Here is a 15,374-nt window from a genome sequence, read left to right as displayed (position 1 = left end):
TCGTTATCAAACATCATCATGGGTCAGCTACGAATTCCTGACTGCAGTTGCGCCACAAAAAAAAGCCATTCAGTCGACTGAATGGCTTTTTTCGGCAGCGTCGCCGCCAGCGCTTCAGATCGGCGGAGCCAGTCTGTTCACGTACAGATGATTACCGCGGGACGATGGCAAACTGTGGCGAGGTGCCGAAGTTTGGCTTGACCGGACGATTGTAGAACAGTTTCCAGGCAGGGGCAGCGGCGCTACCGGTCACATCAGTGGCGTACGCCAGGGCAGGCTGCATATTGGCGGTATAACCGATGACGCTGGTGCCATACCCTTTCATTTCGCCGACCTGGATCTTGAATGCCTTGGCCATCGCGGTGCTACCGCATTCCAGCTTCTGGATGTCGGCCGAGTGGTTAGCCTGATAAGCCTGCGCCATGCTCGTATAAAGCGGGCTGGTCTTCGAATCGCGGAGCACCATCGCGTAGATCGCGGCATCAACCCAGCAAGTACCAGGCGCGATCATGCGCTGGATCGAGAATTTCGCCTTCCATTGGAGCAGAGGCTTGGCTTCTGCGAATCCCAGCTCGGCGGCATGGCCGACGGCAGAGGTGAAGAAGTCGTCCTGCCACGGAGACAGGCCACGGCCGCCCTCGTAGGCCATTGCATAGCCATGGGTCATGACGCCAAACGGATTGGCTACGCCGCTGTTCGTATAATTGGTATTGTACCAATCGAGATTGCTCTTCACGATGGCGGCGAAGTGGCTCTTCAGGCGATCGCTGTCCGGCGAGATATAGGCGGCTTCGCTGACGGAGCGCAGGCTCCAGGCCTGGCTGCGAACCTGCTCCGGCTTGAACAAGCCCTTGATATTCTCGCGATAACCGGGATTGCCGTTGAACGAGTTATACATGGCCCAGAACTGCAGCTCTTCCAGGTAATAATGGTCGCCGGTTACGATGTATGGAAGATACGCGAAGTTCGGCTGATGCGAAGTGTCGTGCGAGTACGGCGACTTGCAGGCATTGGTCGCAGTGCATTTCGGGAACGCTTCGGCCTTTTTTGTCTTCGGGTTCTTGGTATCGCCCGGAGTACCCAGAATCGTCATGTATGGATAGTCGAGCAGGCTGATCGGCTGATCGGTATCGCGGTCACGGTAGTGCGACGACCAGCTGCCGGCAAGATCCGCCGTCCCCAGCGTCATTTCCTTGATGCGCTTGTCCATGGTCAGCAGATAGGTTGCAGTCCAGCCCGGCAGCAGGCCGATATCGTCACGGCCGCCCGTCGAAGGCATGTATGGATTTGCGAGACCAACATTCATTGGCTGTACCGACGAATTAGACCACCGTTTTTGCCATGCGGCTAGATTCGATTCAGTGAAGCTAGTCGTCTGGTCATAATTTGGCACTGCACGGGTATCGATCAGATACTTGGTATTGTGCTTGATATGGATCGCCGGCTCGGCGCCGTTATTCCAGAAGACTTTACGCCAGCGGGCATGGTGATAATGTTCCATTGCAGGCTTGGCATATACCGCCTTGCCATTGACAAGGATTTCTGCGTCATAAGTGAAATTGCGCGGGGCCGCTTCGTAAGCCCAGTTATTTTCGATAATGACATCGACGCGCGCACTCTTGATTGCGTCATACCAGCGAATTGCAAACCGTGCGGTCAGATGTGGATGGGCCTGGCCAGTACTGGTTTTCAGCGGAGCGCTGACTTGCCATTCGCTCACGACAGATCCATTCAGCCAAGTCGAGAACTTGCCGCTCTTGAGGAGTTCATCGGCGCTGGCGGAGTAACGAACGCCATCGATGGTGGCGGCGAAGGATGCCGTCAGGCCGCTGTTCAGGGCAGTGTTGGGGCTGGCGGCTGTTTCCGCAGTTCCGGCGCCGGTCATCAGCTTCAGCGTGCGCGAGCCGCTCAGCGATGGGAGAACACCGGAGATAATGGCATGGCGCACGGAACCGTCGGCATGGCTGGCCTTGATGTCCATCTGGAGCGGCACGTTCGTGCCATCGTCGAGTTGGCCGGAAAGCTTGGTACCAGCGGCGATGTTGCCTTCAGCGAATACCTGACCGAAGGTAACCGGTACATTGCTTTGCGCGCCAGCAGTGCTTTCGACGATCACATCCGTGATCAGGCGTGCTGTTTGCACGGGAGGTTTGTTGGCCGGCGAAACACCTGGCTTATCGGTGACGGGCGTACCGCGACCGGGAAGAATAGCGGAGTGCGACTGGGATTCGGATGCCAGCGTTTGTACAGTATCCACTGCACTACCACCACCGCCGCAGGCGACAAGTGCAGTGCCGCAGAAGACAGTAGACAGGATGCGGACGATCATCGAAACGGAAGGAAAGTTCATGGTGTAGGGCTCTTCAAGTGTTGCCGTGCAGCACTTAGTGACTGTAGGAAACTAGAAGGTTACACAGATCGCTAAAACATTCCTAGCGGAATCTCTCCTCTTTTTATGACGTGTCTCAAATCTTCTACGTAAACTTTTCCCCTATACAACGCATATTATTTGTTTGAATACGAAAACACCGAATTATTTGTAGATTTGGCATGCATGGAGATTAACTCGTGTTTGTTCTGCGCAACGTATAGTTTTCATACGGGAATATGCTGACAGAATCAATAGCGCTGAAGATTTAACAATTCTTATTCGAGTTATTATATTCAGGAGCGGAACAAGGTATTCGTATTGACGTCAGGTTAGCGACGAAAAGCGAATTGCTCCCCCGCGTAGCGCAGATGGCATTGGCCGGTCGAGCTACGTGCGGCGCTCGCAGCAGGCATGGATGAGGAATTCAGGGAGATGAGCTGCCAACATGCCAGCCAGCGTAGCGAAGACTGCATGCAACGGGGACGCAAGCAGGATGCAGCAAGAACCGGTCGAGTTACCATAGACCATGCATGAGCTGCAACCGGTACTGCCCGGGGAGAAACGCGCCGCCGGGACCGGCGGCGTTGGTCAGGCTGCTACTGGACTGTCGGATCCGCCGCGGCTCCAGCCGTCGCAGCAGCAGCCGGTGCAGGCTCGGCTGGCTCGGCGAATTTGGCTCCGCTCTTGTTGGACATGAATACGACCGCCCGCGCGACTTCGATATCATCCAAATCCGGGTTGCCGCCTTTGGCCGGCATGGCGCGAATACCGTCGATGGCATGCTTGAGCAAGGTATCGTAACCCTGCGCCAGGCGGCTGCTCCATCCGGCGTTGTCACCGGTTTTCGGTGCGCCAGCCATGCCACTGTCATGACAGGCAGCGCAGGTAGTAGTGTAGACGGCGGCGCCGGCCTGGAGTACCCGCGGAGCGTTGGCATCGATCAGGGTAAAGCCTTGTTCCGCCACCGGTTGTACGCGCGCGGCTATCGCTTCAGACAACTGACCTTCTGAACCAGCTCCAGTTGTCGGGGAGCTGGTAACGAAAGTCACTAGAAGGATGATACCGAGAACGATAATCAGGAAAAATCCGGTTACTGCGACAACCAATTGTTTTGGTGTACGAATAAGTGATTGGTGCTCTTGTGCGTCGCTCATGATTTCCCTAATTGAATAAAAAAACCCGGTGTCGAGACGTCGGCAGTACCTTTTCGCGGCGTCCGCATTGTATTCGCGGACGATTATAGCCCTCTAGCTTGCCTTGTGTAACTAAAATAAGTAGGACCAAAAGGTGGTTTTCATGGACGTCAGCGGCGAAATTCTGTATCCTTCGCACTCGTCATTCCCCGCGCGGCTGTAGCTCAGTGGATAGAGTATTGGCCTCCGAAGCCAAGGGTCGCTGGTTCGATCCCAGCCAGCCGCGCCACATTCGTACCCGTACCAGCGCTTGTCCAGTAGAGCTCAGGCCAATCGGTGCGAGTCTCCTGATTCGCTGTCACTCAGCGAGTCCTTTGCGAGAGCGCGGTAGTTCCGCAAGTTCCCAGGCACATGCTCACCCCGTAAGCGCTTCTTGCGGTGGGATTTCAAGAATCGCGAAGTCGATGTAGTCGGGCTTGTTGTTGACTTCGATGATGACCGGCCCTGTATCCGTGAGTGCGACGTCGACACCGAGATAACGGGTGGAAGGGAACGCCGCTAAGGTTCGGCATGCCACCTCTTTTGCCTCTTCCCAGAATGGGACAAACACACCGTCGATCGGGGATCCATGGTCGGGATGCGTCACGAATTCCGATTCGAGCTTGGGACGATGGCCAGGGCCCAGGCGTCCGGTGTGAATATCGGCGACTGACCACATTCCGCCAGCACCTACATTGTCGACCAGGGTTCCCGATCTGCCAATCCGCGCGAATGCGCCAAAGGCACGCGGCGGACCATCTTCCGGTTGATACACCATCATCCGTATCGTATTGACACTCGAGGGATTAAGCGCTTGCATCGTTGGGTGCTGCACGATGTATTCCTGGAGGATTCGATTCCCGTGGTAAGCATACTGTGCATAGCGTGTTACGAAATCGCTGCAGCTGATGGTTTCGTCCGTGCCAAGCAGGCGTAGTCGCGGCACGGTGTCGCCATGGATGACATCGCATGCAACAAAGCCGCGGCCGTTCCATCCTTCGACTTCCTTGGCACAAAAACGCGCGATCGGCTCCTGGCTGAGGAAGCGTTCCAGGTCGGCTCCGCTGCGCAAGGGCCGGCCATGCATGTCCAGGCCTTTTCGCGCACACAGGTGACCGAAAGTACGTGGGGCAGGGATGCCCAGCAGCTTGAAGAGGGCCGCTTCGGGGAGTTTGTTTTGCGGCAGTTTGCTATAACGCGGATCGTTTAGTTGCGACACGCGCTTCTGATATAACTTGTGACCGTAGAATCCCTTCTTGAACGACATCGTGCGATCGCTGCGGCTTAAGCCTGCGTCAAAATAATAGCCCGGTCCGAAGCCGCGGGTGAGATACAGGTAGCCGATCTCGTAAACCTTGCGCAGGACGGGCACATCGCGCCCCTTATTGTTGTCGAATATTCGTTGGACGAGCTTGGAGATCTGGATCATGACATTTCCGGAATGAAATCGTCGTGGAAGCGATAGCGTGGGACAGCGCAGACAAGCGCAATATAATTTATATTATATCAATATTTTCCGCCTGGCTCCTGCTGCATGTACTTCAAAAGCGCACCTATAGCGTGATATAGCGACGCAGGTGCGGACCGATGGCGTTTGCGACCGGCAATGGCAGCTTTTGCCACGCTTGTTCGACTACTGAGCGCAGCTTGCCGCCGCCCGTGCCGATTCCCTGCATCCTGGGGTGGCCGTCATCGTTCCATTCGCGCCAGTCGAGTAGCACCGGTTGAGCACCCCACTGTTTCTTGAACTTGAACGTTCCTTCGCCATGCGTGGAACGTCCAAAATCGAACTCGCGCACGCCCTGGCCGCACAGATGTGCCTGAATCGTCCAATACAGCAGCATGTTAGGGGACATTGGATTGAACTCGACCAGTGTCGATGCCCACGGGATGGCTGCCGCAGTCTCGCAACGCAGCACCAGGCCGGCGCCGACAGGCTTGCCCTGGTGCCTGACCACCGCAATGAAAGCATCCTGGCCATAATGGCGACAGACTGCTTCGAACCACGCCTTCCCATGGGGTGGACTTCCAAGGCGCAACATATTACGGCTGTAAACGTCGTAGAAGGCGCCGAGTGCAGCCGCTCCGGTTTCGATCGCGCAAACGAGCCCGTTCTTCTCGGCCTTGCGGATCTGGCTGCGTAGTTTCGGCGGATAGCTTTGCATCAAAGCATCCGCGTTTTCAGGTAAAGCGACGAGCATGCGTACCTTGCGACCGGCGAGATCGGCATCGGACAGGGGAACCGGCGCCGAGTTGCGTGTCTCCAGGCCGGCCGACCCGGACGCTGCGACGGCCCGCGCCGCATAGGTTTCCAGCACTGCGGCCAGGTCCGGCGCCGTTGCCAACGCTCCACCCACATCGCAAAAAGGCAGGGCACTGCAGCTCTCCCTGACCAACGGACGCCTGATAACCGACCATGCCAGGCACCCCTGGATGCCGTATCCAGTCCTGGCAACGGCAATCTTGCTTTCGTGGCCATAGGCGTCATAGACCGCGGCACGCCAGGCGCTCAGATGGTAGGGCGATGCATCTGGCCTGGAGCGGACGAAGGCATCGATCGCGATGCGCGTCGATGTTGTATCATTTTCAACAGAGAACGATGGATGGGTCAATGACACTCCAGAACTTGCGTGTAAGAACGAATTTCAAGAAATTATTTTACAATAAATGCAACTTGGGCAGCCGCGTTGTTGCGTCTAGGATGCTTTGGCGCACGATTCAATGTCTATAAGTATCTAAAATGTTGGAACTGTTAAGATACTGCGCATCAGCCTTGTTTATCGACACCTGTCCCCCGGCGCGGACTGGCTCTTGCGGGGCGACCTCCATGGCACCGTGGCATTCCGGTGCGTGCATTTATGCAATGCCGGCTTCACGATCCTGTCACGACGAGATGACAAGATTGTTATTCCTGCGTTGCCCGGCGCCGACAGTCACATCATGTAAGTTGAGTAAAATTACCGATTAATGCTATAGTGTGTTAATAATATAGCAAAACTTTATTCTTTAGCGGAACCTGATAATGAAAGTAGATGACGTTATTGCCGTGGTAGGCTTGGGCTATGTCGGCCTGCCTTTGGCAGTGGAATTTGGCAAGAAACGTCGCACTATCGGCTTTGACCTATCGGCGGCAAAGGTCGACAGCTACCGACAGTTGGTCGACCCAACCGGCGAGGTATCGACCGAAGACCTGGGCGCCGCGCGTCACCTGGAAGTGACAACCGATCCCGCCATGCTGGCACACGCCGATTACATCGTCGTGGCCGTTCCAACGCCGGTCGATATTGCCCACAATCCCGACTTTACTCCGCTCATCGGGGCCAGCAAGGCGGTCGGCGCGCATATGAAGCATGGCGCGACCATTATCTATGAGTCGACCGTCTATCCCGGCGCCACCGAGGAAGTTTGCATTCCCCTGCTGGAGCAGCAATCCGGCCTGACCTGGAAACAGGATTTCCACGTCGGTTTTTCGCCCGAACGGATCAATCCGGGCGACAAGGAACATACGCTGACCACCATCCTGAAGGTCGTCTCGGGCGACGATGAGGAGTCGCTCGAGCGTATTGCCCAGCTGTACGAATCGGTTATCACCGCCGGTGTCTACCGCGCGTCCAGCATCAAGGTGGCCGAAGCGGCGAAGGTCATCGAGAATACCCAGCGCGACCTGAACATCGCACTGATGAATGAGCTTGCGATCATCTTCGACAAGATCGGGATCGATACGCTCGAGGTACTGAAAGCCGCAGGGACGAAGTGGAATTTCCTGCCGTTCCGCCCTGGCCTGGTGGGTGGTCACTGCATCGGCGTCGATCCCTATTACCTGACGCACAAGGCCGAGATGATGGGCTACCATCCGCAGGTGATCCTGGCCGGCCGCCGCATCAATGATGGTATGGCGAAATTCGTTGCTGAAAAGACCGTCAAGTCGATTATTTCGGCGGGTTTTCACGTCAAGGGGTCGAAGGTCAATGTGATCGGCCTGACGTTCAAGGAAAATTGTCCTGACCTGCGCAATTCCAAGGTCGCCGATATCGTGCACGAACTCGGGACCTACGGCGTCGAGGTCCATGTATGCGATCCGCTGGCCGATGCCGACGAAGCCCGCCATGAATATGGCATTGCGCTGGAGGACTGGGACAGCCTGCCGAAAGCCGATGCGGTGATCGTCGCCGTGCCGCACAAGGAAGTGCTGGCATTGTCGCTGGTCGATTTCCAGGCCAAGCTGAACGACAATGGCTGCTTTATCGACGTCAAGTCCCAATTCGATCCGAAAGCGCTGCTGGAGGCCGGCTACTGCGTGTGGCGTCTCTGATTTTCCGGTCGTAGCGGTCTGTTGCATTCGCCGGCCGCAACCCTTGCGGGTTAACGAATCCAAGAAAGTGTCTGATAGTGAACAAGTACGAACAAGTCCAGCAGTCCCTGCTGCAGCACTCACACCACTGGCTGGTAACCGGTGCTGCCGGTTTCATTGGTTCGAATCTGGTCGAAGCCCTCCTGAAGCTGAACCAGCGCGTTACCGGCCTGGATAATTTTGCGACCGGACATCGCCATAACCTGGACGATGTGAAAGCATCGGTCGGCGCCGATCGCTGGAACAATTTCAGCTTCATCGAGGCAGATATCCGTGATCCGGCGGCCTGCGCGCTCGCCTGCGAGGCCGTGGACTTCGTGCTGCACCAGGCTGCGCTGGGCTCGGTGTCGCGCTCGATCGACGATCCGCTGACGACCAATGCAACCAATATCGATGGTTTCCTGAACATGCTGGTTGGAGCGCGCGAAGGCGGCGTCAAGCGCTTCGTGTATGCGGCGTCGAGTTCGACCTATGGCGACCATCCGGCGCTGCCGAAGGTGGAAGAAAACATCGGCAATCCCTTGTCTCCGTATGCGGTCACCAAGTACGTGAACGAACTGTATGCAAACGTGTTCGGCCGTACCTATGGCCTGCAAACCGTTGGCCTTCGCTATTTCAACGTTTTCGGGCCGCGACAGGATCCGAACGGCGCCTATGCCGCCGTCATCCCTCAATGGGTGGCCGCGCTGATCCGCAACCAGGCCGTGCGCATCAATGGCGATGGCGAGACCAGCCGCGATTTCTGCTTCATTGATAACGTAGTGCAGGCCAATATACTGGCCGCAATGGCGCCAGCCGACGCCGCAGGCCAGGTATGCAATGTCGCGCTCGGAGAGCGTACCACCCTGAACGAGCTGTTTGCGATGATGCGCGACGCGCTGTCGCCACGCTTCCCGCATGTGGCGCAGCTCCAGCCGCAATACGGCGAGTTCCGCCGTGGCGACGTTCGCCATTCGCAGGCTGATATCGGCAAGGCCTCGGCCTTGCTGGGCTATCAGCCGACACACCGCATCGGCGCTGGCTTGACGCAGGCCATGGATTGGTATGTGCGCGAGCTGGCCTAGGCAATCGCATGATCATGCATAACCACATCAGGCAAGCAATAATAAAAACGGAGGCGCATCGTGTTTAGGATCTCCAATCACTACGTATCGAAGATTGTGTTCGTACTGCTGTTCGTCGAGGTATTGGTGCTGCTGGGAGCGGCCTATGTCGGCGTCGCGGTGCGCATGATGGAGTACGACGGAGCCGTAGTATCGTTCGACCACCTGTTCACCTCGGCATTTGCATTCGCCGCCGCGATCATCTTCAGCATGAGTGCGATGGGCATGTACCAGCTCGACTACGACGAAGGCCTGCGCCATCCCTTCTTCATGAAACTGATGCCGTCGTTCGTCATGGGTTTCATCATCCTGGCGCTGGTGTTCTACGTGGCGCCCGAGCTGTATCTAGGGCGCGGCACGATGCTGCTGGTATTCGCACTGGCAGGTTGCGGCATCTTCGTGGCCAGGATGGTGTTTTTCAAGACTTCTGAGGCGCGCCTGCTGCAAACCCGCATCCTGTTCCTGGGTGGGGGCCCGCTGGCCAAGGAATGCAGCGAGCTGGCCACCCGCAAGTCGCGGTACCACAAATACGATATCGCCGGTTTCATCCCGAATCCGAGCGAGGAAGTGTGCGTTGCCCAGTCGAGCGTCCTGACCATGCGCGATGGCGATACGCTCGTCAGACTGGCGCGCAAGTATGGCGTGAGCGAGATCGTGGTATCAGTGCAGAACCGGCGCGGCGGCTTCCCGATCAAGGAACTGCTCGACTGCAAGCTGCAAGGCATTCGCGTCACCGACGCCGCCACTTTCTTCGAGCGCGAAACCTGCCAGATCCGGGTCGATTCGCTGCAGCCTTCGTGGTTGGTATTCGGCGGCGGTTTCGACCAGAGCTATGTGCGCACCTTCATGAAGCGCAGTTTCGACCTGGTGTGCAGCGTCCTGATCCTGCTGGTGACCTTTCCGCTGATGCTGCTCGCTGCGCTGGCGGTGTGGTTCGAAGACCGCGGCCCGGTGTTCTATTCGCAGGAACGGGTTGGCAAGGATGGCAAGATCTTCCGCGTGCATAAATTCCGCTCGATGCGCGCCGACGCCGAGAAAAACGGCAAGCCGCAATGGGCCGCGCAAAACGACCCTCGAGTGACACGTGTTGGCAATTTCATGCGCAAGACGAGGATCGACGAATTGCCCCAGATCCTGAATGTCTTCGCCGGTGAAATGTCGTTCGTCGGACCACGTCCGGAGCGTGCCTACTTTGTCGAGCAGCTCATTGAAGTAGTCCCTTATTACAATGTCCGTCATAGCGTCAAACCAGGAATTACCGGTTGGGCCCAGGTGCGCTATGGGTATGGATCGTCGGCCGAGGATGCGCTGCAGAAGCTGCAGTACGATCTGTATTATGTGAAGAACAATAGCTTGTTCTTGGATATCCTGATACTGATCAATACCTTGAAGGTCGTCCTCTTCCGCAGCGGCCGTTGATGTGTCGCGCGTTCCGGCGGCGATGCCGCCGGTTTTCCGTTTACCTTCCTGAACATCCATGGACGTCGCTTCGCTGACCGGTATTGTCGTGTATAGCCATGCGCTGGCGGCCGTCTGCTTCGCGGTGCTGGGCATACCACTGCTGCTGCGTGTCGACTCGCCGCCGCGCGCGATACTGGCGCTGGCCTGCCTGCTGACGGTACTGTGGTCGGCGGTGCTGGCGCGCGCCGCCAACCACGGAGTATCGTGGGCGGAACTGATGAGCGTGTTGGAGATCCTGCGCAACGCCGGCTGGTCCCTGTTCCTGCTGGTGCTGCTGGACAACTGGAGCAGTCGCGAGAGTCGCCTTCCGTTCGGACTGCGGCCCGGGCTGGTGCTGGCAGCCTTCGGCTACCTTGCATGCCTGCTCGCCAGTGTGATGGGTTTCTGGAGCCTGTCATCGGTGCGCGAAGAGAGTCAGATTCCAGGCGTGGCGCGTGTCGGCATGGCGATCTGGGGCATGCTGCTGGTCGAACAGGCTTATCGTAGCCGCTCGCTCCAGCAGCGTTGGGCGGTCAAGTTTGCCTGCCTTGGCATCGGCAGCATGTTCGCCTACGACTTCTACCTGTACAGCCACGCCATGCTGTTCCGCGAGATCGACCCCGACATCTGGGCTGCGCGGGGCCTGGTCAATGCCCTGACCGTGCCGCTGATCGCAGTGTCGCTCGGACGCAGCAAGTCCTGGGCTGCGCCGCTGGCCCTGTCGCGGCGGGCGGTATTCCACTCCGCCGCCCTGTTCGGCTCCGCTGTCTATCTGCTGGCCATGGGCTCGGCCGGATACTACCTGCGTTTCGTCGGCGGTAACTGGGGTACGGTGATGCAGGTGGCGTTCCTGTTCGGTACCTTGATCTTGCTGGGTACCATCCTGTTTTCCGGCACCTTCCGGGCCTGGCTCAGGGTCATCATCAGCAAGCACTTCTATCGCTACAAATACGACTATCGGGAAGAATGGATGCGCTTCACGGGCGCCCTGGCCCAGCCCGGCCCGGGCCTGGGAGAACGGGTGATCCAGGCGGTGGCGGCACTGGTCGAGAGTCCGGGAGGTGTCCTGTGGCAGCGGCGTGAATCGGGTTGTTTCGAACCGGTCGCGCACTGGCATATGCAGGCATTGCCCTCGTCCGAGCCGGCCGATTCGACCTTTTGCCGGTTCCTGGAATCCAGCCAATGGGTGATCGACCTCGACGAATACGATGCGATGCCCGAGAAATACGATGCGCTGGCGCTGCCCGCATGGCTGGCCGGTTATCCGCGCGCCTGGCTCGTGGTGCCGTTGATCATGCATGGCAACCTGTCCGGCTTCGTGCTGCTGCATTCCGCACCCACTCCCATCAAGCTGAACTGGGAGGTCATCGACCTGCTCGGCGTGGCCGGCAGCCAGGCCGCCGCCCATCTGGCCCAGCAGCAGGCTGGCGAGGCCTTGCTGGTGGCACGCCAGTTCGAATCGTTCAACCGCATGTCAACTTTCGTCGTGCACGACCTGAAGAACCTGGTGGCCCAGCTGTCGCTGATGAATGCGAATGCCGCGCGCCACAAGGACAATCCCGAATTCCAGGCCGATATGCTGGAAACGATCGACTTCTCGGTACAGAAGATGAAACTGCTGCTCCAGAAGCTCAGCCGCGCGGGCAACCAGGAGCGCCCGCTGCCGCTGATGGTCGAAGACGTGGTGCGCCAGGCGCTCGCGCTCAAGAGCGCGTTCGAACCGCATCCGCGCCTGCATGTCGCCACGCGCGGCCTGCGCGTGCTGGCCGAGCGCGAGCGCCTCGAAAGGGTGGTGGGACACCTGATCCAGAATGCGATCGAAGCAACGCCGCGCAGCGGCAGCGTGACCATCCGTGTCGAGGGCATGGATGGCAGCGCGCACGTGGAGATCGCCGATACGGGTGAGGGCATGAGCGAGGAATTCATCCGCGAGCGCCTGTTCAAGCCGTTCGAGTCGACCAAGTCGGCGGGGATGGGAATCGGCGTATTCGAAAGTCGCGAATATATTAACGAACTGGGCGGCAGCCTGGAGGTGAACAGCACGCCAGGACGCGGCACGACCTTCCGGCTGGTGCTGCCGCTGCATCGACAGGAAACGCAAACGGCTACCAAGGCCGCTTGAGACAAGGATTACCGTGACAGAGAACAAACCGAAACTGCTGGTCATCGAGGACGATCCCGGCTTGCAAAAGCAGCTGCGCTGGAGCCTGGATGCTTACGATGTGGCGGTCGCGGGGGACCGCGAAGCCGCGCTGGCCCAGATCCGGCGCCATGAGCCTGCCGTCGTCACCATGGACTTGGGCTTGCCGCCCGATCCGGACGGTTCGACCGAGGGCCTGGCCACCCTGCAGCAAATCCTTGCGCTGGCGCCGGACACGCGGGTGATCGTCCTGACCGGCAACCAGGACCATGGCAACGCGGTCAAGGCGATAGCGATGGGCGCCTATGACTTCCATCAGAAGCCGGTCGACCCCGAAGTCCTCAACCTCGTGATCCAGCGCGCCTTCTTCCTGCACAAGCTGCAGCAGGAAAACCGCCGAATGCAGCAGGCGAGCGCGGATTCGCCGCTGGGCGGCGTGGTGTCGCGCGACCCGGGCATGCTCAAGGTCTGCCGCAATATCGAGAAGGTGGCGCCGACCTCGGCGTCGGTCATGCTGCTCGGTGAGTCGGGCACCGGCAAGGAAGTGCTGGCGCGCGCCGTGCATGCGCTGTCGCCGCGCGCCAAGGAACGCTTCATGGCGATCAACTGCGCGGCCATTCCCGAGAACCTGCTGGAAAGCGAATTGTTCGGCTACGAGAAAGGCGCCTTCACCGGCGCCGCGAAGCAAACCAAGGGCAAGGTCGAGCTGGCGCACGGCGGCACGTTCTTCCTCGACGAGGTGGGTGACCTGCCCATGGCGCTGCAGGCCAAGCTGTTACGCTTCCTGCAGGAGCGCGTGATCGAGCGGGTCGGCGGGCACGAGGAAATCCCGGTCGATGTGCGCATCATCTGCGCCACCCACCAGAAGCTCAAGGATTTGTGTGCCCAGGGACGCTTCCGCGAAGACTTGTATTATCGCCTGTCGGAGATCGTGGTGACGATCCCGCCGCTGCGCCAGCGCGAGGGCGATGCAGCCCTGCTGGCCCACCATTTCAAGAACAAGTTCTGCGCACAAGAGGGACGCGGGACGATGCACTTCGCCCCGGATGCGATCGCGGCGATCGAGACCTATGCCTGGCCGGGCAATGTGCGTGAAATGGAAAACTACATCAAGCGCGCGATCATCATGGCCGACGGTAACACGATCGTCGCCGACGATCTGGGATTGCCTGGCGAAGGCGCCGAGGAAGAGCCGATCAATCTGCGCCAGGTGCGCGACGAAGCCGAATACCGCGCCATCGTGAAGGCGCTGGCGCGGGTCGACGGCAATATCGTCAAGGCGTCCGAAGTGCTGGGCGTCAGCCGCCCGACCCTGTACGACCTGATGGGACGACACGGCATCAAGGCCGGCGCGTGAAGCTGGCCGCGGGCCTGCTGCTTGCGGGCGGCCTGCTGGGCCTGGCAGGCGCCGGTGCCGCGCTGTGGGTGCTCGACGCCCAGGGCGTCACGCCGCGCACGCTCGGCCCCTATCTGCAGTTTCGTGCCAGCGGCCACAATACGATCATCGAAGAAAGCGGACGCCTGGCAAATGCGGTGCTGACCCGGCTCGATCGGGGAGATCCGCGTGCGGCCTTGCTGCCGCCGCTGGTCATAGGCGCCCAGCCGCAAGCGGCGCCAGCACCGCACGGTGGACGCACGGTGCTGGTTGCGAGCGCGGATGAAGCGCAACGCGCCGTGCGCACCGCGGCGCCAGGAGATGTCATCACCTTTGTCCCCGGCGACTACCGCATCGCGGGCCGCCTGTACGCGGCGCGGCCCGGTACCGAACAGGCGCCCATCGTCGTGCGTGCCCCTGAGCCAGGCAGCGTGCGCATCGCCTTCGCATCGGCGGAGGGATTTTCGGTATCGGCGCCTTACTGGCGTTTCGAGAACCTGGATATCCGCGGCGCCTGCCGCCACAACGCTTGCGAACACGCTTTCCACGTGGTCGGGAATGCCCACCACTTCGTCGCGCGCAACAACACGATCCGCGACTTCAATGCCCACTTCAAGATCAATGGCGAGAAAGGGCGGTTTCCCGACCACGGCCTGCTCGAATCGAATACGCTGGGCAACGATGCGCCGCGCCCGACCAACCGGGCAGTCACGCCCATCGACCTGGTGGGCGCCAGCGACTGGATCATCCGCGCCAACCTGGTGAGCGATTTCATCAAGGCCGATGGCGACCGCATCAGCTACGGCATCTTCGCCAAGGGAGGCGCGCAGCGCACCGTCATCGAGCGCAACCTGGTCGTCTGCGAACAGCGGCTGCGGGGGCAGCCGGGGCAGCGGGTCGGCCTGTCTTTCGGCGGGGGCGGCACGGGCAGGCGCTATTGCCGCGATGGGCGCTGCATCACCGAGCATGACGACGGCCTGATGCGCGCCAACCTGGTGCTGGCGTGTTCCGACGCCGGCATCCACCTCAACAGCGCGGCCGGCAGTCGCCTGGTCGACAACACCTTGCTGGACACGGCCGGCGTGCAGGTGCGGTTCCCGGAAAGCATGGCGCTCATGGACGGCAATCTGGTGGACGGACCGATTCGCGAGGACGACGGCGGCGCGGTGCGCGCGACGCCGCACAACCGCTCGACCGCGATCGGCTGGCTGTATGCCGGTCGTCATCCGCAGCGCGCGCTGTTCTCCGACCCGGCCGCCTACGACTTGCGCTGGCGTGGAGAGCCGCCACGCCGCGCCCAAGACGCCGCCTTGCCCGACCTGTGCGGCAAGGTGCGCGGCGCCGCCGCCGCCTTCGGCGCATTCGACGATTTTGCGCACTGTCTTCGTGGCGATGAACGCGAGCGTCCGGGCGGTTCCTAGT

The 15,374-nt window shown here is 59.7% G+C and carries 10 protein-coding genes and 1 tRNA gene; 7 read left to right on the top strand and 4 right to left on the bottom strand.

Annotated elements, in window-relative coordinates; all coding sequences use genetic code 11:
• Window positions 1–151: 151 nt before the first annotated feature.
• Together E8M83_RS06670 and E8M83_RS06665 are read right to left on the bottom strand one after the other, a co-directional pair.
• Window positions 152–2,350, bottom strand: a complete 2,199-nt coding sequence (locus E8M83_RS06670; RefSeq protein ID WP_229491439.1) for a hypothetical protein — start codon at window positions 2,348–2,350, stop codon at window positions 152–154.
• 617 nt (window positions 2,351–2,967) lie between these two features.
• The gene (locus E8M83_RS06665) at window positions 2,968–3,525 is read right to left on the bottom strand and encodes a cytochrome c5 family protein (RefSeq protein ID WP_137172575.1); all 558 of its coding nucleotides are present in this window, start codon (window positions 3,523–3,525) and stop codon (window positions 2,968–2,970) included.
• A gap of 192 nt (window positions 3,526–3,717) precedes the next feature.
• On the opposite strand from E8M83_RS06665, the gene E8M83_RS06660 reads away from it, so the two are divergent.
• Window positions 3,718–3,793: transfer RNA gene (locus E8M83_RS06660), tRNA-Arg, on the top strand.
• A gap of 126 nt (window positions 3,794–3,919) precedes the next feature.
• Here the strand turns inward: E8M83_RS06660 and E8M83_RS06655 are convergent.
• Together E8M83_RS06655 and E8M83_RS06650 are read right to left on the bottom strand one after the other, a co-directional pair.
• The gene (locus E8M83_RS06655) at window positions 3,920–4,972 is read right to left on the bottom strand and encodes a sugar-transfer associated ATP-grasp domain-containing protein (protein WP_137172574.1); all 1,053 of its coding nucleotides are present in this window, start codon (window positions 4,970–4,972) and stop codon (window positions 3,920–3,922) included.
• 124 nt (window positions 4,973–5,096) lie between these two features.
• Window positions 5,097–6,155: a GNAT family N-acetyltransferase gene (locus E8M83_RS06650; protein WP_137172573.1), complete on the bottom strand. Its 1,059-nt coding sequence runs from the start codon at window positions 6,153–6,155 to the stop codon at window positions 5,097–5,099.
• 410 nt (window positions 6,156–6,565) lie between these two features.
• On the opposite strand from E8M83_RS06650, the gene E8M83_RS06645 reads away from it, so the two are divergent.
• The 6 genes from E8M83_RS06645 (at window position 6,566) to E8M83_RS06620 (ending at window position 15,373) form a co-directional block, all read left to right on the top strand.
• On the top strand, window positions 6,566–7,855 hold the full coding sequence (locus tag E8M83_RS06645) for a nucleotide sugar dehydrogenase (protein ID WP_137172572.1): 1,290 nt from the start codon (window positions 6,566–6,568) through the stop codon (window positions 7,853–7,855).
• Window positions 7,856–7,929: 74 nt separating this feature from the next.
• Window positions 7,930–8,958 carry an SDR family oxidoreductase gene (locus E8M83_RS06640; protein ID WP_373995035.1) on the top strand — a complete coding sequence of 343 codons (1,029 nt, stop codon included), beginning with the start codon at window positions 7,930–7,932 and terminating at the stop codon, window positions 8,956–8,958.
• Window positions 8,959–9,018: 60 nt separating this feature from the next.
• Window positions 9,019–10,416, top strand: a complete 1,398-nt coding sequence (locus E8M83_RS06635) for a TIGR03013 family XrtA/PEP-CTERM system glycosyltransferase (RefSeq protein WP_137172570.1) — start codon at window positions 9,019–9,021, stop codon at window positions 10,414–10,416.
• A 58-nt stretch (window positions 10,417–10,474) separates the two neighbouring features.
• Window positions 10,475–12,559: an XrtA/PEP-CTERM system histidine kinase PrsK gene (gene prsK, locus E8M83_RS06630; RefSeq protein WP_137172569.1), complete on the top strand. Its 2,085-nt coding sequence runs from the start codon at window positions 10,475–10,477 to the stop codon at window positions 12,557–12,559.
• 13 nt (window positions 12,560–12,572) lie between these two features.
• Complete coding sequence (prsR, locus tag E8M83_RS06625; protein WP_137172568.1) at window positions 12,573–13,934, top strand: PEP-CTERM-box response regulator transcription factor; 1,362 nt, start codon at window positions 12,573–12,575, stop codon at window positions 13,932–13,934.
• A complete protein-coding gene (locus E8M83_RS06620) occupies window positions 13,931–15,373 on the top strand; it encodes a right-handed parallel beta-helix repeat-containing protein (protein WP_229491438.1) in 1,443 nt (480 codons plus the stop codon). Before prsR ends, E8M83_RS06620 begins: the two co-directional genes overlap by 4 nt.
• Window position 15,374: the final 1 nt, after the last annotated feature.

It is taken from the genome of Massilia sp. HP4, from assembly GCF_005222695.1.
Taxonomy (GTDB): domain Bacteria; phylum Pseudomonadota; class Gammaproteobacteria; order Burkholderiales; family Burkholderiaceae_D; genus Telluria.
The sequence above is the reverse complement of the archived record's forward strand: the minus strand, read 5'-3'. Positions and strand labels throughout refer to the sequence as shown.

What these genes read in the sequence shown, in the direction of transcription:
- prsK (WP_137172569.1), top strand. Translation starts at nt 10,475, where the DNA reads ATGGACGTCGCTTCGCTGACCGGTATTGTCGTGTATAGCCATGCGCTG.
- E8M83_RS06670 (WP_229491439.1), bottom strand. Translation starts at nt 2,350, where the DNA reads ATGAACTTTCCTTCCGTTTCGATGATCGTCCGCATCCTGTCTACTGTC.
- E8M83_RS06645 (WP_137172572.1), top strand. Translation starts at nt 6,566, where the DNA reads ATGAAAGTAGATGACGTTATTGCCGTGGTAGGCTTGGGCTATGTCGGC.
- E8M83_RS06665 (WP_137172575.1), bottom strand. Translation starts at nt 3,525, where the DNA reads ATGAGCGACGCACAAGAGCACCAATCACTTATTCGTACACCAAAACAA.
- E8M83_RS06655 (WP_137172574.1), bottom strand. Translation starts at nt 4,972, where the DNA reads ATGATCCAGATCTCCAAGCTCGTCCAACGAATATTCGACAACAATAAG.